This is a genomic window from Rhizobium yanglingense (genome assembly GCF_977109285.1).
This window is the reverse complement of record NZ_CDSAWY010000004.1, coordinates 491,310-509,467: the sequence shown is the minus strand read 5'-3', so window position 1 is coordinate 509,467 and position 18,158 is coordinate 491,310. Positions and strand designations below refer to the sequence as shown.

10 protein-coding genes and 8 pseudogenes are annotated in these 18,158 nt (G+C 59.7%); 9 read left to right on the top strand and 9 right to left on the bottom strand.

Annotation, left to right across the window (positions count from 1 at the left end):
- Positions 1 to 66 precede the first annotated feature (66 nt).
- The 4 genes and pseudogenes from ACW4PC_RS07520 to ACW4PC_RS07505 all read left to right on the top strand — a co-directional run bounded on the left by ACW4PC_RS07520 (position 67) and on the right by ACW4PC_RS07505 (position 3,325).
- Entirely contained in the window at positions 67 to 1,680 is a 1,614-nt protein-coding gene (locus ACW4PC_RS07520; RefSeq protein ID WP_455873345.1) for a glycoside hydrolase family 43 protein, read from the top strand.
- A gap of 2 nt (positions 1,681 to 1,682) precedes the next feature.
- Positions 1,683 to 2,189 carry an N-acetyltransferase family protein gene (locus ACW4PC_RS07515; protein WP_455873344.1) on the top strand — a complete coding sequence of 169 codons (507 nt, stop codon included), beginning with the start codon at positions 1,683 to 1,685 and terminating at the stop codon, positions 2,187 to 2,189.
- 185 nt (positions 2,190 to 2,374) lie between these two features.
- Complete coding sequence (locus tag ACW4PC_RS07510; RefSeq protein ID WP_455873631.1) at positions 2,375 to 2,650, top strand: RcnB family protein; 276 nt, start codon at positions 2,375 to 2,377, stop codon at positions 2,648 to 2,650.
- A gap of 238 nt (positions 2,651 to 2,888) precedes the next feature.
- A pseudogene (locus tag ACW4PC_RS07505) lies at positions 2,889 to 3,325 on the top strand (nuclear transport factor 2 family protein).
- A 112-nt stretch (positions 3,326 to 3,437) separates the two neighbouring features.
- Here ACW4PC_RS07505 and ACW4PC_RS07500 read toward each other — a convergent pair.
- Positions 3,438 to 4,091 (bottom strand): annotated as a pseudogene (locus ACW4PC_RS07500) (glutathione S-transferase family protein).
- Between the two features lie 291 nt (positions 4,092 to 4,382).
- Here ACW4PC_RS07500 and ACW4PC_RS07495 point away from each other — a divergent pair.
- Positions 4,383 to 5,076, top strand: a pseudogene (locus tag ACW4PC_RS07495) (adenylate/guanylate cyclase domain-containing protein).
- A gap of 269 nt (positions 5,077 to 5,345) precedes the next feature.
- Here ACW4PC_RS07495 and ACW4PC_RS07490 read toward each other — a convergent pair.
- Positions 5,346 to 6,331, bottom strand: a pseudogene (locus ACW4PC_RS07490) (zinc ABC transporter substrate-binding protein).
- Between the two features lie 101 nt (positions 6,332 to 6,432).
- On the opposite strand from ACW4PC_RS07490, the pseudogene ACW4PC_RS07485 reads away from it, so the two are divergent.
- The 3 genes and pseudogenes from ACW4PC_RS07485 to ACW4PC_RS07475 all read left to right on the top strand — a co-directional run bounded on the left by ACW4PC_RS07485 (position 6,433) and on the right by ACW4PC_RS07475 (position 8,498).
- Positions 6,433 to 7,298, top strand: a pseudogene (locus tag ACW4PC_RS07485) (ATP-binding cassette domain-containing protein).
- Entirely contained in the window at positions 7,291 to 8,103 is an 813-nt protein-coding gene (znuB, locus tag ACW4PC_RS07480; protein WP_455873630.1) for a zinc ABC transporter permease subunit ZnuB, read from the top strand. The pseudogene ACW4PC_RS07485 and the gene znuB overlap by 8 nt, the downstream one beginning before the upstream one ends.
- Positions 8,100 to 8,498 carry a Fur family transcriptional regulator gene (locus tag ACW4PC_RS07475; protein ID WP_074068577.1) on the top strand — a complete coding sequence of 133 codons (399 nt, stop codon included), beginning with the start codon at positions 8,100 to 8,102 and terminating at the stop codon, positions 8,496 to 8,498. Before znuB ends, ACW4PC_RS07475 begins: the two co-directional genes overlap by 4 nt.
- A 15-nt stretch (positions 8,499 to 8,513) precedes the next feature.
- Here the strand turns inward: ACW4PC_RS07475 and ACW4PC_RS07470 are convergent, their stop codons facing one another.
- From ACW4PC_RS07470 to ACW4PC_RS07455, 4 genes and pseudogenes are all read right to left on the bottom strand, one after another.
- The gene (locus ACW4PC_RS07470) at positions 8,514 to 9,044 is read right to left on the bottom strand and encodes a gamma carbonic anhydrase family protein (protein ID WP_455873343.1); all 531 of its coding nucleotides are present in this window, start codon (positions 9,042 to 9,044) and stop codon (positions 8,514 to 8,516) included.
- A gap of 10 nt (positions 9,045 to 9,054) precedes the next feature.
- Positions 9,055 to 9,756, bottom strand: a complete 702-nt coding sequence (locus tag ACW4PC_RS07465) for a fumarylacetoacetate hydrolase family protein (RefSeq protein ID WP_455873342.1) — start codon at positions 9,754 to 9,756, stop codon at positions 9,055 to 9,057.
- A 34-nt stretch (positions 9,757 to 9,790) separates the two neighbouring features.
- Positions 9,791 to 11,785 (bottom strand): annotated as a pseudogene (locus ACW4PC_RS07460) (CHASE2 domain-containing protein).
- Positions 11,786 to 11,814: 29 nt separating this feature from the next.
- Positions 11,815 to 15,464: pseudogene (locus ACW4PC_RS07455) on the bottom strand (FecR domain-containing protein).
- Positions 15,465 to 15,577: 113 nt separating this feature from the next.
- Here ACW4PC_RS07455 and ACW4PC_RS07450 point away from each other — a divergent pair.
- Positions 15,578 to 16,118, top strand: a pseudogene (locus tag ACW4PC_RS07450) (Pycsar system effector family protein).
- A gap of 515 nt (positions 16,119 to 16,633) precedes the next feature.
- Here the strand turns inward: ACW4PC_RS07450 and ACW4PC_RS07445 are convergent.
- The 3 genes from ACW4PC_RS07445 to ACW4PC_RS07435 form a co-directional block, all read right to left on the bottom strand.
- Complete coding sequence (locus ACW4PC_RS07445; RefSeq protein WP_455873341.1) at positions 16,634 to 17,326, bottom strand: molybdate ABC transporter substrate-binding protein; 693 nt, start codon at positions 17,324 to 17,326, stop codon at positions 16,634 to 16,636.
- 289 nt (positions 17,327 to 17,615) lie between these two features.
- Positions 17,616 to 17,744 (bottom strand): hypothetical protein, encoded by a 129-nt coding sequence (locus ACW4PC_RS07440; RefSeq protein WP_455873340.1) that lies wholly within the window; start codon positions 17,742 to 17,744, stop codon positions 17,616 to 17,618.
- A gap of 19 nt (positions 17,745 to 17,763) precedes the next feature.
- Entirely contained in the window at positions 17,764 to 18,123 is a 360-nt protein-coding gene (locus ACW4PC_RS07435) for a VOC family protein (RefSeq protein WP_455873339.1), read from the bottom strand.
- Positions 18,124 to 18,158: the final 35 nt, after the last annotated feature.

Genomic DNA, 18,158 nt, shown 5'->3' with positions numbered 1-18,158 from the left:
CCGGGCGTTTCTCATTCAGTCTGATGTACGTGCCGCAGTCTGCGGCTATCCGGAGGAGCAGCCGTCATGATCCGCAACCCCGTTCTGCCTGGTTTCAATCCCGATCCCTCTATCTGCCGCGTCGGCGACGACTATTACATCGCAACCTCGACCTTCGAATGGTATCCGGGTGTGCAGATCCACCATTCGCGCGATCTGGTGAACTGGACACTGGTGCGCCGTCCGCTGGAGCGCCAATCGCAGCTCGACATGCGCGGCAATCCCGATAGCTGCGGCGTATGGGCGCCGTGTCTTTCCTATGCCGATGGGCAGTTCTGGCTGGTCTATACCGACGTCAAGCGCTTCGACGGCAACTTCAAGGACGCACACAACTACATCGTCACCTCGCCGACCATCGAGGGCGACTGGTCTAATCCGGTATACGTCAACTCCTCGGGTTTCGACCCGTCGCTCTTCCATGACGACGACGGCCGCAAGTGGTTCGTCAACATGCAGTGGAACCACCGGACGGAAAGCTATGGCGGCGCGCCCAAGCATCCGGCCTTCGATGGCATCCTGTTGCAGGAATGGGATCCGGTCACGAAGGCGCTGAAAGGTCCGATCAGGAACATCTTCGCCGGCAGCCCGCTCGGCCTTGTCGAAGGCCCGCATCTCTTCAAGCGCAACGGCTACTATTATCTAACGACCGCCGAAGGCGGCACGGGCTATGATCACGCGGTCACCATGGCGCGTTCGCGCAACATCGACGGTTCCTACGAGATGCATCCGAATATCCATCTCATCACCTCCAAGGACAATCCGGAAGCCGTTCTGCAGCGGGCAGGGCATGGGCAGTATGTCGAGACGCCCGACGGACAAGTCTATCACACCCATCTCTGCGGGCGGCCGCTGCCGCCGAAGCGCCGCTGCACGCTTGGCCGCGAAACCAGCCTGCAGAAATGCGTCTGGAAGGCGGACGGATGGCTCTACCTCGAAAACGGCACGGCGGTGCCGGATGTCGAAGTTCCGGGCCTCAAGGGCGCGGTTCGCGCCGAAAAACCGGTTCGCACCGAATATAGTTTCGATGGCGGCAAGTTGCCTGCGGATTTCCAGTGGCTGCGCACGCCGCAGCCGGAGCGCATCTTCGATCTGACCGGACGCCCCGGCCATCTGCGCCTCATCGCCCGCGAAAGCATCGGCTCGTGGTTCGAGCAGGCGCTCGTCGCCCGCCGCCAGGAGCATCACAGTTTCCGCGCCGAGACTGTCGTAGAGTTCGACCCGGACACCTACCAGCAGGTCGCCGGCCTGACGCATTACTACAATCGCCACAAGTTGCACGCCGTAGCCGTGACTCTACACGAAAAGCTCGGCCGCTGCGTCACCATCCTTTCCTGCAATGGGGATTATCCGAACGGCCGTCTCAGCTTCCCGGCTGGCAGCGGTGTCGCCCTTCCGGCGGAAGGCCGCGTCCAGCTTTCCATGGAAATCCGCGACAACGACCTGCAGTTCTTCTGGCAGACGGAAGGAAAGGGCGCCTGGCAGCCGATCGGCCCGGTTCTCGATGCCGGCGTCGTCTCCGACGAGGGTGGCCGCGGCGAGCACGGCTCCTTCACCGGTGCCTTCGCCGGCGTCTTCGCCTTCGACACATCCGGGCGTGCCAAGACAGCGGATTTCGACTGGTTCAACTACGAAGAGCTTTGAAAATGGCGCCGGATATTGTCATCGAACCGATCGCCGTCCGGCACATCGAGAGCTATCACCAGGCTCTCGACGTTGTTGCGCGTGAACGCAGGTATCTCACCTTCCTTGAGGCCCCGCCGCTCGAAGACACACGGAAATTCGTTCTCGACATGATCGAGAACAGGCATCCGCAATTTGTCGCAGTAAAGGACGGCGGGGTGATCGGCTGGTGCGATATCCACCGGCATTCCCGCCCGGCACATGCGCACCGAGGAACGCTCGGAATGGGCATCGTCCCTGCCCACCGCGGACAGGGTCTCGGCTTGCGTCTCATGGAGACGACGCTGAAGCAGGCAAGGGAATACGACATTATACGGGTCGAACTCAGCGTCCATGCCGACAACGCCCGCGCAATCCGCCTTTACGAGAAGGCCGGCTTCGTCAGCGAGGGCGTGAGCAAGGACGCCGTTCATATCGACGGCCGCTACCTCGACGTCGTCAACATGGCTTTGATCTTCAGCCGGATTTGAATGCGGCCGCTTTAAAAGGCGAAACTAAAGTATAAGGTAATGCTTATAAGCGTCAGTTTCCATTACAAAAGTTTAATTTAGTTTTCAGATTCGGTTCACCTTCCGTGGACGTAGTTTCGGGGGTGTTCAACACGAGGATCCCCCGATGAGAAGAGATACTTACAACCCTGCTTTCTGCTTCCTTCCTGATTACGCCGATTGCTTTCGCATCAGAGGCAAGTGCTGCCGAGCACCGCCGTCCGATCATTGTCGAAAAGAAGGTCGCGGTCCACAAATACCGCTGGACGAAAGGTCATCGCATGACTGCTGCCGAACGCCGCCACATGGCCGAAGTCCGCGACTACCGCCGCTACCGCCTGTCGGCGCCGCCGCGCGGCTACCGCTGGGTCAGGGTCGACAACGACTTCCTGCTGGTCGGCGTCACGAGCGGGATTGTCTCGAGCATCATCGCTGCCCGTTGATCGGGCGTTTTAAAAAGCCACCTTTGGGCTCTAAAGTCGCTCGCAGCAAGACGCTCCGGGCGGCTCGACTTATTGAAGATATTCTCACGAAGCCTTGGTGAATGCTGTTGCTGGCAAAAATCCAATTTTGCGACGGTGTAAGAATCAGTTGCAAATCTGGTGCTTTAATCGGGAACTTCGCGACAGGGTTTTTTCGGCTCACGACACTACAGAACTAACTGCAGTCGAAGAGGAAACCATGGAGGCCAGCGTAAGGAAGCTTTTCGAGCGATACGAACGCTGTTTCAAGCAGTCCCTCCGCGGCGACATTGAAATGGATGAGGTCGCATCGCTGTATGCTTCCGACTTCCTAGCTGCCTCGCCTGCTGGGGTGATGACTGGAAAGAACGATGATCAACTCAAGCAAGTCATGGCGCAAGGTTATGCGCGCTATCGGGCGATAGGGACGAAGGAGATGCGGATACGCAATGTCCGGCCTGTCCGCCCATAGATGAACATCATTGCGTGGCCCATGTCGCTTGGAGAGCAACCTATGTCCGGCAAGGATCAACCGGACGTGGCGATAGATTTTGATGTTCACTATCTTCGTCCAAGAGCTGGACGGGGAGCCGAAAGTATTTCGGCTGGGTGTCAGGCGACGAGCAGGCGCTTTTAAGGAAGCACGGCATCATCTGAAGTCCGCTCACTGCCCAATCACGACACCGATCCGTCGCGCGATTCCTGGGATCAGGATCCACAGTTGAGGAAAAACTCACATGACCGCTTCGACCCGGCCAGAGCGGATTTGTCAGCCGGTCGATGCGGCGTTGAAAACCGATAACTGAGCGTCGAAAGCACGCTTGTATGCCGGCCGCGCTTCGCCACGGGCAACATAGGCGGAGAGGTTCGGATACTCGTCCAGTATACCCGATCCTTTCAATCTGAGCAGCACCGTGCACCATCATGAGGTCTCCGGCACTGAACGCACCATCGAGCCAGTCCGCATCGCCAAGCCGAGCGGAAAGTTCGCCCAGCCGCGCCCGGATGCGGTCCTGGACGAGAGGCAGGCGCTGTTCATACCAGGGCTTGTCGCCTTCCATGTACCATGCGACTTCGCGATCAACGATCGGCGGCTCCACCGTGCTGAGCGCGGCAAACATCCATGTGATCGCGCGCGCCCGGGCACTGGCATCGTCCGGCAGCAGGCCGGGATGGCGCTCCGCGATATGGAACACGATTGCTCCCTAACTCGAACAGGGCGAGATCGCCTTCTTCATAGGTCGGAATCTGCCCGAAAGGATGAAGCGCGAGATGCGCGGGTTCCTTCATCGCTTTAAACGAAAGAAGGCGAACGTCGTAAGGCTGGGCCAACCTCTTCGAACGCCCAGCGAACGCGCATGTCCCGCGCCAGGCCCTTGCCGCCATCGGGCGACCGTTCAAAGGCGGTAATAGTGATAGTCATCGCTGTTCTCCATAGCACGTCTGTCTTGAGGACGAGTGGCTAAACGAGATTCCGACACTGCCATGTCTGCGATCGTCGCTTCATCGTTGGATTTCCTTCGCACCAGTTTTTATTGTCGCAAATCGTCGAATGGGCGTTTTTGATGACGCGGTCCCGGTTGCAAAGCAACTGCAGGCTTTTTTGAGGATTTTCTGGCCCGGATGTGCGAAAATCGCGAAACGGCACGCAAACAGGGCGGCGGCAAGATGTTCGTTTTCTCAATCCAGGATTTGCAAGGGCTGCTGGCAGCAGATGCGCCTCCCGGTGCCTCTGCGCGGACCGGCCTCAATTCCCTTCCGCGCCTTCGGCATCCGCCCGAGCCGGATGAATCCGAACACCTGCACGATTTGCGAACTCATGTTCACACGCGTGATGAAAGCCCGCAAGATCACTGTTGATGTATCTGTGCTTTTTGCGGATCTGAGAGGCTATACGGCGCTTTCGCAGTCGCTTTCGGCAGATACTGTCTCGTCGCTGCTCGATGATTTTTACGATGAATGTGCCGCAGCCATTTGGGAATACGACGGCCTTCTCAACAAGACGGTCGGGGATGCCATCATGGCAATATTCAACTTTCCGATCCACCACCAGGACCACGCCGAACGTGCTGTGCTCGCTGCGCGTGAGATTCAGCGCCGCTGCCAGTTGCGTCGTGAACGTCACATGGCTGAAGGTGCCGGGCTGGACGGAAGTGAGCTCGGCATTGGTATCGGCATCGACACCGGCGAGGCCAGCTTCGGAGAGTTCGGCCGATCGCACCGCGACCTGACTGCGATTGGAACGGTTGTGAATACTGCCGCTCGCGCGCAGTCAGTTGCTGGCGCAGGGCGAGATTCTCGTTACCAAGGCCGTTTGCGAGCGGGCGCAGAGCCAAACGGCCGACAGCAAAGGTCGGGCATACCGCCTGAAGGGCTTTGAGGAGCCGATTGAGCTTTACTCGATCTGAGCACCGTTGAATGCCAGGTCGCTTGAATACCGCACATTTAGAGCCGGGCGGGTGACGCGCTTTCGGGCTGCAGATAGCAGAAGCTTCCTTGGCGAGCCACCGCGGGACGCAGCCTCATTCTCAGCGGGCGCGCTCAGTCCCTCGATCGGCGGCAGCGGTTCACATTCCTCGCAGATACAGCAAAACGGCGTGATTGCGATCGCCGTCATACTCCGCGCAGTGCCCAGCTTGCGAAGGGGTGGGGAGATTCCGCCATTTCCCTTTCCGGCTCAGCTTTCGCGCGAAAGGCAATCCTTCATGCTGTTGGCGATGCCGCGCATCAGTGTGAAATAGAGATCGGGACCGGCCTCCAGCGTTGCCGCCTCCGGGTCGAGTACGCCGGCTTTCGCATCGGTGCCTTCGATGACGACATTGACCAGGCGCGGCTCGAACTGCGGTTCGGCGAAGACGCAGGTGGCGCCGAGGTCGGCAACCTTCTTGTGGATCTCCGAAACGCGCTCGGCGCCGGGCATGTTTTCCGGGCTCACCGTGATGGAGCCGGCGACGCGGACGGCATAGCGATGCTCGAAATACTGGTAGGCGTCATGGAAGACAATGAAAGGCTTGTCCTTTACCGGTGCGACGATGCCGGTGATTTCCTTGTCCAGCGCATCGATCTTTTCGTCGAGCGCCTTGGCATTGGCCTGGTAGGTCAGCGCGTTGGCGGGATCGGCGGCCACCAGCGTCGTGGTGATTTCCGCAGCCATGGCCTTGGCATTCATCGGGTCGAGCCAGAGATGCGTGTCGAATTCGCCGTGATCGTGATCGCCTTCTGCATGCGCGTCATGATCGTGCCCGGCCTCTTCGTGCTCATGTCCGGCTTCCGCCTCGTCGCCGTCATCGTGCGGTTCGAAGGCGCCGCCTTCGCGAAACTTCAGCTTCACAAGGCCTGGCGCATGCTCCAGCTCGGCAATGCTGGCGCCGGAGCCTAGCGATTCCAGCGGCTTTTCGAGGAATGCTTCGAGGCCGGGACCTGCCAGAAGATCACCTTGGCGCTCTGCAGTGCGCTCGCATCCGACGGCTTGAGATTGTAGGTATGCGGGGAGGCGGCGCCATCGACGATCAGTTCCGGCGTGCCGACGCCCTGCATGATCGCCGAAACCAGCGAATGGATCGGCTTGATCGAAGTAACGACTACCGGCGCATCCGCCGCCTCGGATGCCCCGGCCAGCAGGATCGCCGGAATCGCAAGGGAAAGGCCCATAGCCAGTTTCATGTTCACGCTCCGCTTGAATAGCAATTGTAATGTTATTACATCAATTGCGTAATGCTATAACGTGTGCGATAGCATGACGCAACAGCACTGTCGGAAAAATGATGTTATCTCCCGCAAACCCTGCCTCGAAGCCGCTGGTTTCCCTCCACAATGTGGGCGTCCGGCGGGATGGCCGCTGGCTCGTCCGGGGCGTGGAGTTTTCGATTTCACGCGGCGAGATCGTGACCCTGATCGGTCCGAACGGCTCCGGAAAATCGACAAGCGCTAAGGCGGCGATCGGCGTTTTGAAGCCCGATGAGGGCAGGGTGGAGCGGGCGAGCGGCCTCAAGGTCGGCTACGTGCCGCAAAAGCTTGCGATCGACTGGACGCTGCCGCTCACCGTCCGGCGCCTCATGACGTTGACCGGCCCGCTTCCCGAACGCGAGGTAATGGCCGCGCTCGAGGCCGCCGGCATGGCTCATATGCTGAATGCCGAGGTACAGGCACCCTCTCCGGCGGCGAGTTCCAGCGGGCGCTGATGGCGCGTGCCATTGCTCGCAAGCCCGATCTGCTCGTGCTGGATGAACCGGTGCAGGGCGTCGATTTCTCCGGCGAGATCGCGCTTTACGATCTCATCAAGCAGATCCGTAATTCTACCGGCTGCGGCATTCTCTTGATCTCGCATGATCTCCATGTCGTCATGGCGGAGACCGATACGGTGATCTGCCTCAACGGCCATGTCTGCTGCCGTGGCACGCCGGAGACGGTCAGCCAGAGCCCGGAATATGTGCGCCTCTTCGGAAGCCGGGCGGCAAAGACGCTCGCCGTTTACAGCCACCACCACGACCACACGCATCTGCCGGACGGCCGGGTGCTGCATTCGGATGGTTCGGTGACGGATCATTGCCATCCGGACGACGGCCATCACCACGATCACGACCACTCGGATCATGACCACGACCATCATGCGGGAGAGCGCCATGCTTGACGATTTCTTCGTCCGCGCGATCCTTGCCGGTGTCGGTCTGGCGCTCACCACCGGGCCGCTTGGCTGCTTCATCATCTGGCGACGCATGGCCTATTTCGGCGATACGATCGCCCATTCCGCGCTCCTCGGTGTCGCGCTGTCGCTGCTCTTTGAATTCAACCAGACGCTTGCCGTCTTCGCCGTTGCGGCGACGGTTTCGATCCTGCTGCTCTTCCTGCAAAAGCGGCAGGCGCTGTCGGCCGATGCGCTGCTCGGCATCTTGTCGCACGCGACGCTGGCGATCGGGCTCGTCATGGTCGCCTTCATGAGCTGGGTACGCATCGACCTCATCGCCTTCCTTTTCGGCGATATCCTCGCCGTCTCGAAAACCGACATCGCATTGATCTGGGGTGGCGGCCTCTTTGTCGTCGCCGCGATCGCCTGGCTCTGGCGTCCGCTGTTGGCATCGACCGTCAACCCCGAGCTTGCTGAGGCCGAGGGGCTGCAGCCTGAGCGGGCGCAACTCTTTTTCATGCTCCTGATGGCGGTCGTCATCGCCATCGCGATGAAGATCGTCGGCATCATGCTGATCACGTCGCTGCTAATCATCCCGGCGGCCGCGGCCCGCCGCTTCTCGTCGACACCGGAGGTCATGGCCGTTCTCGCATCGCTGATCGGTGCTGCCGCCGTCATCGGCGGCCTATTCGGCTCGCTCACCTACGACACGCCGTCAGGCCCTTCGATCGTGGTTGCCGCACTCATTCTCTTCATCCTCAGCCTGCTGCCGCGGCTGGGGCGCAAGGAACCGCAAGGACAAGGCTCATGAACGCACCGCAACTGACCAAGAACCAGGCGCTGGTCTTCGACGTGCTGGAAAAGGCCGACGGCCCGCTCAGTGCCTATACGATCCTCGACAAGCTGCGCGACCACGGGTTCCGCGCGCCGCTGCAGGTCTACCGTGCGTTGGAGAAGCTGCTCGAATATGGCGTCGTGCATCGGTTGGAGAGTATCAATTCCTTCGTCGTGTGCGCCCATCCGAACGAGAATTGCCACAGCCACGGCACCGTTGCCTTCGCGATTTGCGAAAGCTGCGGCCATGTCATGGAGTTCCACGATCACGAGGTCGATCACCGGCTGATGGACTGGACGCGCGGCAAGAAGTTCAAGGCGGAGAAGACGACGATCGAAATCCGCGGTCTTTGCGAGACCTGCGCCGCCTAGCGCAATTCCGGGGAGTTAGTCGATCCGCTTCAGGTCGCGGGCGAAACGCTGCCAGTTGGCGACATATTTTTCCGCCGAGCGCCTAAGCCCGTCGATCGCCTTTTCATCGAGCGTCCGTATGGCGCGGGCAGGCGAACCGACGATCAGTGAAGCGTCCGGAAATTCCTTGCCTTCCGTCACCAGGGCATTGGCGCCGACAAGGCAGTTGTTGCCGATCTTCGCGCCGTTCAAGACGGTTGCGCCCATACCGATCAGCGAATTGTTGCCGATCGTGCAGCCGTGGACGATCGCGTGATGACCGATGGTGCAGCCTTCGCCGATCGTCACCGGAAAGCCCGGATCGGTGTGCAGCATCGCGCCTTCCTGGATATTGGTGTTGTTGCCGACGGTGACCGGCTCGTTGTCGCCGCGAAGCACGGCGCCGAACCAGATGCCGACGCCTGCGCCAAGCTCCGTCTGCCCGATTACATGCGCGTCCGGCGCAATCCAGTAGAGCCCGCTCGGCGGCAGTTTCGGCGACAATCCTCCAAGCGCGTAAACGGGCATGGCAATCTCCTCAGACGACGGTTACGGAAAGCGTCGCGATACCGTCGATGCCGCATTCGACGCGATCGCCTTTCTTGACGGCGCCGACACCGGCCGGCGTGCCGGTCATGATGACATCACCCGGCGCCAGGACGAAGAGCTTGGAGAGCTCTGCGATGATTTCCGACATCTTCCAGATCATCTGCTTCAGATCTCCATCTTGAACGCGCTTGCCGTTGTGATCGAGCCAGATGCGGCCCGCGTCCGGATGGCCGAGGCGGCTTGCGGGCACGATTGCCGAAACCGGTGCCGAGTATTCGAACGCTTTCGCAACTTCCCATGGACGGCCGAGCTTCTTCGCCTCGGCCTGCAGATCGCGGCGCGTGAAATCGATGCCGACGGCGTAGCCATAGATGCAGTCAAGCGCGTTGCCGAGGGGAATGTTCTCGCCGCCCGATTTCAGCGCAATCACGCATTCTGCCTCGTAATGCACGTCATTCGAAAGAGACGGATAGGGAAACGGCTTGCCGGGAGGCAGCAGGTTGTCGGCGTTCTTCTGGAAGAAGAAGGGTGGCTCGCGGCTCGGGTCGTGCCCCATCTCGATCGCGTGGTCCGCGTAGTTGCGCCCGACGCAATAGACGCGGCGCACCGGAAAGACGTCGCTGCTGCCTTCGATGGGAAGCAGAACCGGCTGCGGAAGTGGGATGACGGTGGCGGGGCTTGTTGCGGACATTGAGATGCTCTTGCTGTTATCGAGTCCGGCGATCTTAAACGGAAAATCGCAAGCGGGGAAAGCGCAACGGGACGATTATCCTTCCGTGCCCGAGACATCGCTGCGAACGATCGGCATAATAGGCCGCAAGTTCGGGGATCATCTCCGACAGCGTCTGGAATACGGGATCGTCCGGCGAAAGCTTGCCGGTATATTTCATTTCCACGAAGGCCTGGTGCGCCGCCAGCGCCGCGGCATCCGCGTGATGCAGCACCGTGAAAACCGGGGTGGGGAGCGTCTTGCCTTTGACGAGGACACGGTCGAGCTCGGCGACCGTATAGGTGCCCGCCACAAGCTTCGCAGTCTGTTCGCCGAGAAGCAGAGCGACGCCATAATTCTTCGAGGCTCCCTCCAGGCGCGAGGCGAGATTGACCGCATCCCCGAGACAGGAATAGTCGAAACGCCTGTTCGAGCCCATGTTGCCCACAACGCACTCGCCGGTATTGATGCCGACGCCCATTTTCAGCGCATGCAGCGGCGTTCCGTTTATCCTGGCCTCTTTCTCGAGTTGCCTGTTCAGGCTCGCGATCGCTTCCTGCATCGCGAGCGAGGCGGCAACAGCATGTAGAGCATGATCCGCATCGTCGAGCGGCGCGTTCCAGAACGCCATGATGCAGTCGCCCATATATTTGTCGATCGTCCCGGCGTGATCCATCACGACATCGGAAAGCGGCGTCAGCAGGCGGTTGATGAGCCCGGTGAGCTGCTCCGGATCGTCCTTCAGCGTTTCGGCAATCGTCGTGAAGCCCCGCACGTCCGAAAACAGGACAGAGAGCGTCCGCCGCTCGCCGCCGAGCTTCAGCTGTGATGGATCCTCGGAAAGCCGTTTGACGAGATCGGGCGATATGTATTGCGAGAAGGCGAGGGTGACCTGCTTCTTCTTGCGCCGCTCTTCGGCAAAATCGAATGCCGCCTGGCCGAAGGCGACGGACACATAAGCCACGACCGGCCCCAGCGGCGAGACGAACAGATTGCCGAAGCGGATGCCGGCATAGCTCAGCGCCGCCGCCACGCCGATGACGACAACTGTGGCGGTGAATGTCCGCCAGCCCGTGGATTTCCAGACGGTCGCAGCAGCGAGAATGGCGGCAATCAGGATGGCGAAGGCAACCACTGGAAGGCGCGCCAGTTCGATCGAATAGCGGTGCACGATATTGTCGTAGATCGTCGCCTGGATTTCGACGCCGGCGACCAGTCTGCCCGTATGGACCGTGTAAGGCGTCGCAAAAGCATCGGCACCTCCTTTTTCGATTTCCGGCGCATTCTGCAGGCTAAGTCCGACGAACACCACGCGGTCCTTGAAGAAATCCTTCGGCAGAAAGTTCTCTGGGTCCAGCGCCTGATAATAGGAAACCGTCGGATAACTGCGTGATGGTCCGAAAGACTAAATCAGTGCGTTGGCGGGCAGGCGGCCCGGTGCCTTCCCGGCTGCCTGCGCAAGCGTTATGGCAAAGCCGTCCTGATAGGACGGGATGGTGCGGAAGACGCCGTCGCCGCCGAGGTCGATCGAGGCAATGCCGGTTCTCGCGCCGGCTTCTGTCAGTTGCGGCATCGGCGTGGCGCGGATCAATTGGTCGGCCTGCGGCGTTTGGATTAGCGTCTCGTCGCCGGCAAGCACAATGTCCGGCCCGACCGCCGCCGTTATTGCCGCATCGTCCTCTCGCGAAGACTGTTCGGCCATGATGATATCGAGGCCGATCGCCTTGGCGCCCGCTGCGCGCAGCTGCCGGATCAGCCGGGCATGCAGGCTGCGCGGCCAGGGCCATTGCTCATTCATCTCCGCCAGCGACGGCTCGTCGATCGCCACGATCACCGGCGCATCGGCAGGCGGCAGCGGGTCGTCGACGGTCGAAAGATAGTCGAAGCTCCGCAGTTCCAGCAGCGACCAGGCGGGCAGACGCGAGAGCAGCGAAATGGTAATCAGCGTCAAAAGCACCAGTACCGCCAGCCGCACTGGCCGGCTGCTGAACGGCCAGCCTGGCTGGCGCATTTTATGCCCGGTATCCGCGACCGCGATCATCAGAAGCGGATTTCAAGCGTGCCTTTGAACACGCGGCCCCAGCCGTTGAACCCTGAGGCGACCTCAAAGTCCTCATCAAGCAGATTGTAAGCTGCGGCTTCCAGTGCGAACCGTTTATCAAGTGGCTCCCAGACAAGATTTGCATCGAGCGTCCAGTAATCGTCAACAATCTCATCGGACTGATCGCCGTGCCGTTCACCGACATAGTTGGCCGCAAGCGTAGCTTTCACATTGGCTTCGTTCACCCACGTGAGGGCAATTTGTCCGGAGTGCTTTGGAAGGAATGGCAATTCTTGGCCATAACCGCCGCTTGACGGGTCGTTATCTTCGGAATCGCTGAGAGCGTAGGTCGCGGCCAAGCCAAACCCATATCCCAATGCAATGTTTGCTGTAAACGAAGCACGATCTGCGCGCGCTTTGCGAGTGTCAAAGCTCTCCAGCGCAATGATGTTGTCGATTGAGAGATCGCGTAGTTCCTGATGCTGGAAGTCAACAGCCGTAAACAACCAGTCATTCCATTCAGCATCCCACCGAACAGTGAACGTATCCGCATACCCTGAAAGATCGGTGCCGAATGTGTTAGGCTGCAGGCCAACGATGCCGACCGGGGCAAGGGTTGGCGTGGTGCCGTTCGTGCCTTGTCGCAAATAACCGGCTCGCAGCCAATGGCCTTCCGCCGGCGACCACGCGATTCCTATACGGGGCTCGAGACGTTGAATGTCTACCTCGTCGCCTTGGTAAAAGGTACCGAAAAGCGCGTACTGTGCATTCAAATCGGGCGTTATCTCATGAAGGAGATCGATGTACACCTTGCCATAGCGTGTACCGGTATGTTCCTCGACCTCACCGAGAGGAACGCCAACCAATGAAACACCCGTGGTCGTTTCTGTGTCGATCCATCCTCCTTCGACACCGTAGCGCCAGGTAAGGTCATCCATTCCGTAGGTGTGATTTATCGCGCCAACGTAATTTTCCTGCTTAGTGTGTATCAGGCTTGAGAACAGACCGGGAATTAGTGGCGGAACGAGAATGTTTTGATCCATCGAAGAATCAATCGATGAATAGAAGAAAGCCGAATTTAATACGTTTCGATATCCGAACGTGTGGCTCAAGCCAACTCCGGCAATGGTAAATTTGTTATCCAGCCCATAGTAGAGGCCCGGCACCAGCGGCAGAAATGCTCTGGAGGGAATGTCGAGATCGTATTTTGAAATCTGAATGATTGACGAAAGCGACGAAACGATCGTCCGGAGTCATGGAGGCCGTCACGTAGCCATTGCCGGCGACCAGCTTGGTATCGGTGTTTAAATCAAGTGTGCCGTTATTGTATTCGCGGGTCGTGTCCGAGGTCTTTTCCCATTGAAAATTTGCGAAAAAGCTGATGGGCCGGGGTTCGTTGGAAAAGCCCTGAATTTCAGCCTCACCCAAGGATCCCGCATTTTCTTGCGTCAGCGTTGTTCCGGCGCCAATCGAGCCTTCCAGGAAGGGCATGCGCGCGAGATTTGCCGACCGCGAACGACCTGAAAGCATATGGGGATCGAACAATAACCCTTGAATGAAGGATGAATAGGATGACGCGTTTGCGGTGTTGGTGACCACATTCCCGCCATAAAGAAATAAATTGGCGAGCGGGTTCACGCTTCCACGAAAAGTCTGGTCGAAATAGCTACTTCCCGAAAACGGATCGAAGACAGCATCCCCGTAATATTGGCCCCAGGCGTCCAAACCTTGGAGGCGGAAAGCTGCATTGAGCGTCGAGCCGCCGTTTTGGTTGGCTCCAAGCGAGGCGTAATATCCGCCCTGCGCGCGCGATCGCTTGAGGTATTCACGGGCACTCTTCATCGCGCCATCAGAGTCATAGTCGTCAATTGCAACGGCTGCGCGGAATGCCGCGACAGAAGGATCGTTCTTGTCCAGTCGATCGGCATTGTCGAGCGCCTGGCTGGAGGCTTCGCGGTTGCCATTCTCGTAGTGGCCGGCGGCGAGCATCAGCTGCGCCTGCGAATAGCCCGGGTTGGCAGTTGAGGAGGCGAGCAGGTCATCGACCGCCTTCTCCCTCTCGCCCATCTGCAGATAGTAGCGGCCGCGTGCCAAAATGGCGATGTTGAAGGCCGGGTCGGCGGCGAGCGCCAAATCGATCTCGCGCTTGGCTTCTTTCATGCGCGACTGGTCGAGATAGAGGATCGCGAGATTTGCATGGCCAACCGGATCGTCTGGATCGAGTTCGATGGACCTCTTGAGTGCGGCTTCCGCTTCACGCGTCGCACCGCGGGCATCTTGGAGCAGGCCGAGGTCGTTCCAGGCCGTGGACGAGCCCGGCGCGACCTTGATCGCATAGTTCAGGTCCTCCAGCGCTCCGTCGAGATTGCCTTCATAGTCGGCGCGCATTCGGGCGCGGGCCTGCAACGCATTGGGGTCTGTGGGGTGGATCGAGAGCGATCGATCGATCGCCTCCTTCATCTGGATGCGGTCGTTGATCAGCATCGCGAGCTGCGCGCGCAAGGCGGGCAGGGTGGAATCGTTCGGATATCGCGCTTCCGCCTGCTTCATCGTCGCTATCGCGGCTGGGATATCCTCAAGGAACCCTGCCGTGTAGGCCTTCATCACGGCAGCATAGGGTCCCGTGACGTTTGCCGGCGGCTTTTCGGCATGACTTCGGATCGCGCAGTGAACGCGAATAATAGCTGCCATAGGCCGCGATGCTCCGGCGCTGCGGATCGAGCACCCGTTCGGCCCGCGAGAACAATTTTGCTGCCTCGTCGTATCGCTTCTCGGCGCCGGCAATCAGGGCGTCGATCAGGTCGGCACGGGCGCGCTGGGCGGCAGAAAGCTTGAGCGTGCGCGCATTCGCCAGCAATTCCAGCGCTTTCTGCCGGCCGTCGAGCGACAGTTGCACCTCGGCTAGCGTCAGCCAGTCCTCCGCACTTCTTGCCTCAGGTGCCCTGGCTTCGATGCGGTCGCGTTCGTTGCGCATCTTCTCAACCGGAAGCGGCGAGGCGGGCATGAAGGTGAAACCGCCGCGCAGCGTCAGGTAGAACAGCATCTGCTCGCGGTCGTCCGGCGTAACGATGACGAGCTTGCGCGGCGCCTGGCCGATGGTGGCGACGGCTGCTTCACCCTGCGCGACCTCGACGCTGCCGTGCTCGTTCTTCAGCTCCACGCGGCCTTCCAGCACGATCAGGGAGGTCTGGTCGCCCTTGACCGTCAGCGTCCAGTCGGTGCCACGGATGGCAGCTGCCGCGGCCGGTGTCTGAACGGTCAGGCCCGAGCCGCCGCGCTGGGCGCGGGCCCACATCGTACCGGATTGGAGGTTGAGGATCGTATCGCCCGCCGGCGCCATCTGTTTGACCTGCAGCGACGAATTCCGGCCGAGGCGTACCTGCGTGCGGTCCGCGAATAGGATTGCGAGCTGGCCGGTGGCATTCGTGCGCAGCACGTCGCCGCCCAACAGATCCTGACGCAGATCGACATTCTGCCAGTTCGACAGGTCGACGAAGCGGACTTCCTCGCCGACCTTGCGGTCGATGACGGAGCCTGCGGCCGGCGCTGCGCGCTGCACAGGATGAGCGGCTGCCGGAAGCGCAAGACAAGACGCCGCCACAGTCAACACCGCAATGGTGGAGACGGAATTGAAAAACTTACCCCTCATGTCTAAAGCGTTTGTCTACATCAAGTTGAAAAGTCAAGCTGTGTTGTACGCGCGCTATTGCTTTGCCTGTGAAGTGTAATATCACGGAAACACTTTGGGCGGGAGTTGAGAACGTGACGGATTTCGAAAGTGCGGCAGAGCTTATGAGGAGTGGGCCTTCGACAGGAGGATATCGGTGCAGAGTATTTTGATCATATAAAGAAAATCAACGATATATTTTACGACCAGATTAAGATTTCTGACCAGAAAGCCGCGTATATTTTTACTTTTATGCTCGCCTTTTTGGTGAGTTCAAGCGATGTGCGCAGCGTATTTACCTTGGGCCGCTATGTGAACGGTTATCAGCAAAGCATGCTTTTCTCGGGATTGCTTGCCGCGGCCTCGGTCTTTTCAATCATATCGGCCATCCTCGTAGTGCTGCCGCGCCACGTGAACAAGTCGACCTCCCTGTTCTGGGGCTCTTGGGGCAAGCACCGCCATCGCTTCTGGGATGCGGCGCAGCGCCGGGACGAGGTCTATCTTTTCAACGAGTACCTGAACAATGCCGATATTCTCTCGGCCATCGCGCGTGGAAAGTACCGCTGCGTGACCTTCGCCTTCCGCGGGCTGATGGTGACCGTCATCGCCTATGTGCTCCTGCTCATTGCGGCTTGAGCGATGCAGCTGCGGCGCAAGCTGGCCTTGGACCTATTTCTTGGCTATAAGCCCTCGTCCTGCGCGAGCTAAGCTCACCATGCTCCGGTTCGGAGCAGCGGGGCGACAGCGAAAAGGCGGCAATATGTCTGTGGCGGAGGGCAAGCGGCACCCAATGGCCCCGTGTTCGCCGGTGCGCCGATGATCGACGAGGCTCGGAGCGACATGGCGGCGGAAGCGGACGGCTCCGTAAAATCAAACTAGGCAGCTCTGGCAATTCGCCGGAGCATCATAGAAACCCGTTGCCTCAGAGATCCTTGAACCCGTCTCCACAGTGGACATACGTCTCAATAGATCACTCAGCCTGATCGTGCTGGCGCTTTACGCGACTTGTCCATACGCGAGGGACCTGACGGATGGGCAGTGGGCGCTGATCGCGCCGATGATTCAAAGGCCGAGCCTGGGGGGCGGCGGCGTTTACTCCTGCGTGCCGGTTTCTGCCCGCACGACCTGCCACCATGTTATCAATCACGCTTCTAGCGGCGCTCGACGCCCTTTGCCACCAAGATGTCATCAACGGCTGTCGAAATCAGAAATTCCGACAGCTGCTTGGCAGCTTCTGCGTCCGTTGGATCAGCGCTCATTCCAACGGCGAAGTCAACGTAACTTTGGAGTTCTGCCGGAAACCGCCCGACAAGTATGACCTCGGGAGCGGCTGCAAGAATCGAAGTCACGGGAACGACCCCCAACTCGGCTTCCCCACGGCCTACGGCCGACGCTGTCTGCCCTCCTGGTACGGCCACCAGCTTGGGCTTCACCTCATCCGCTATTCCCAAGCGTTCGAGCAAATCGGAGAAGTAGCCACCGCTGGTTCCTTCACTGGCGTAGGCGATTGATCTGGCGCTCTTCAACGCATGTTCGAATGCTCCCACGGACCCAATTTTGAGCGGTCGACTGCCTGCCTTGGCCGCCACCCCCATTGCTATCCGGCCGAACGCTACCTGGCTTCCCACCTTGACTTTTCCCAAGGCGGTCAGATCCTGAACCAGGTTCGGGTTGATGATGACGAGGTCAAAAGGTTCCCCAGCTTCAATCTGCTTCTTTACTGTCGGATTGAGCTCCCACTTGACCGCAACCGTGAATCCTGTCGCCGTTTCGAACTGGGATATGAGAGCAAGGACGGCGGGTCGGACCGCAATAGCGCCAAAAAGCCGGATTTCCTGATTCATGGCCTAACCTGAAATTGGTCGAAACGATCTTCCTTTACAATGCATATCCAGCCCGCGTTCCACGGCTGCCGGCCAATCTATGTTCAGCGTCCATCGCGTCGGCCCCCTAAACAAACCGACACCCAATGAATCCATTCCAGAATCATGCTGGGAATGCACTTCTGAAGCACGCTCAAAGAGAGGGGAAAGGCAAGCCCAAGCCACATTGGCGGGGGCATTCGATCTAACCTTGACCCGCGACCACCCAGCATTCAGTACCCGAACGCAGTTGCAGATGATCTCTCGAACTTCATGATCTCTCGTCATCGGCCTCGACCGCATCGGGTTCCGAGTTGCGTCCGTGCCGTGCCAGCGAGAGCACCAGCAGATCGCAGTTCCGGCAAGCCTCGATCTTTCGGCCGGCAAGATCGTGCGCCATGAGCCAGCCTTCATCGCGGTCATGCAAGCGGATAGGGCCGCGAGGGCGGCGTCGCTAGCGTAAGCAGGTTGCCGTCAGGATCACGCACCTGCGCCAGCGTGGAGTAGTCGCCCTCAATGTCGTCCCCGAGCACGATCCCCAGGGCCTGCAGCCTGCGGCGCTCGGCCGCGACATCGTCGACGACAAGGAACATCACGCCCCTGCCGGCGATCTCATCGTCGGTTGAAAGCGCTAACCCGCCCTGATCGAAGAGCTCCCACTGCACCAGCGTGTCCATTGGCCGATAATCCGGTCCACGACCGAGCAGCTTCGTATACCAGCCTTCAGCCGCCGCAAGGTCTGCGGTGAGCAATGTAGTGTAGATCTTCTGCAGGTTCATAGTTCTTCTCCGGGCCAAACTCGGCGTGAAACGCT

Coding starts and splice junctions, on each gene's coding strand:
- ACW4PC_RS07520 (WP_455873345.1), top strand. CDS start 67: ATGATCCGCAACCCCGTTCTGCCTGGTTTCAATCCCGATCCCTCTATC.
- ACW4PC_RS07515 (WP_455873344.1), top strand. CDS start 1,683: ATGGCGCCGGATATTGTCATCGAACCGATCGCCGTCCGGCACATCGAG.
- znuB (WP_455873630.1), top strand. CDS start 7,291: ATGCTTGACGATTTCTTCGTCCGCGCGATCCTTGCCGGTGTCGGTCTG.
- ACW4PC_RS07475 (WP_074068577.1), top strand. CDS start 8,100: ATGAACGCACCGCAACTGACCAAGAACCAGGCGCTGGTCTTCGACGTG.
- ACW4PC_RS07470 (WP_455873343.1), bottom strand. CDS start 9,044: ATGCCCGTTTACGCGCTTGGAGGATTGTCGCCGAAACTGCCGCCGAGC.
- ACW4PC_RS07465 (WP_455873342.1), bottom strand. CDS start 9,756: ATGTCCGCAACAAGCCCCGCCACCGTCATCCCACTTCCGCAGCCGGTT.
- ACW4PC_RS07445 (WP_455873341.1), bottom strand. CDS start 17,326: ATGAATCAGGAAATCCGGCTTTTTGGCGCTATTGCGGTCCGACCCGCC.
- ACW4PC_RS07440 (WP_455873340.1), bottom strand. CDS start 17,744: ATGGCGCACGATCTTGCCGGCCGAAAGATCGAGGCTTGCCGGAACTGC.
- ACW4PC_RS07435 (WP_455873339.1), bottom strand. CDS start 18,123: ATGAACCTGCAGAAGATCTACACTACATTGCTCACCGCAGACCTTGCG.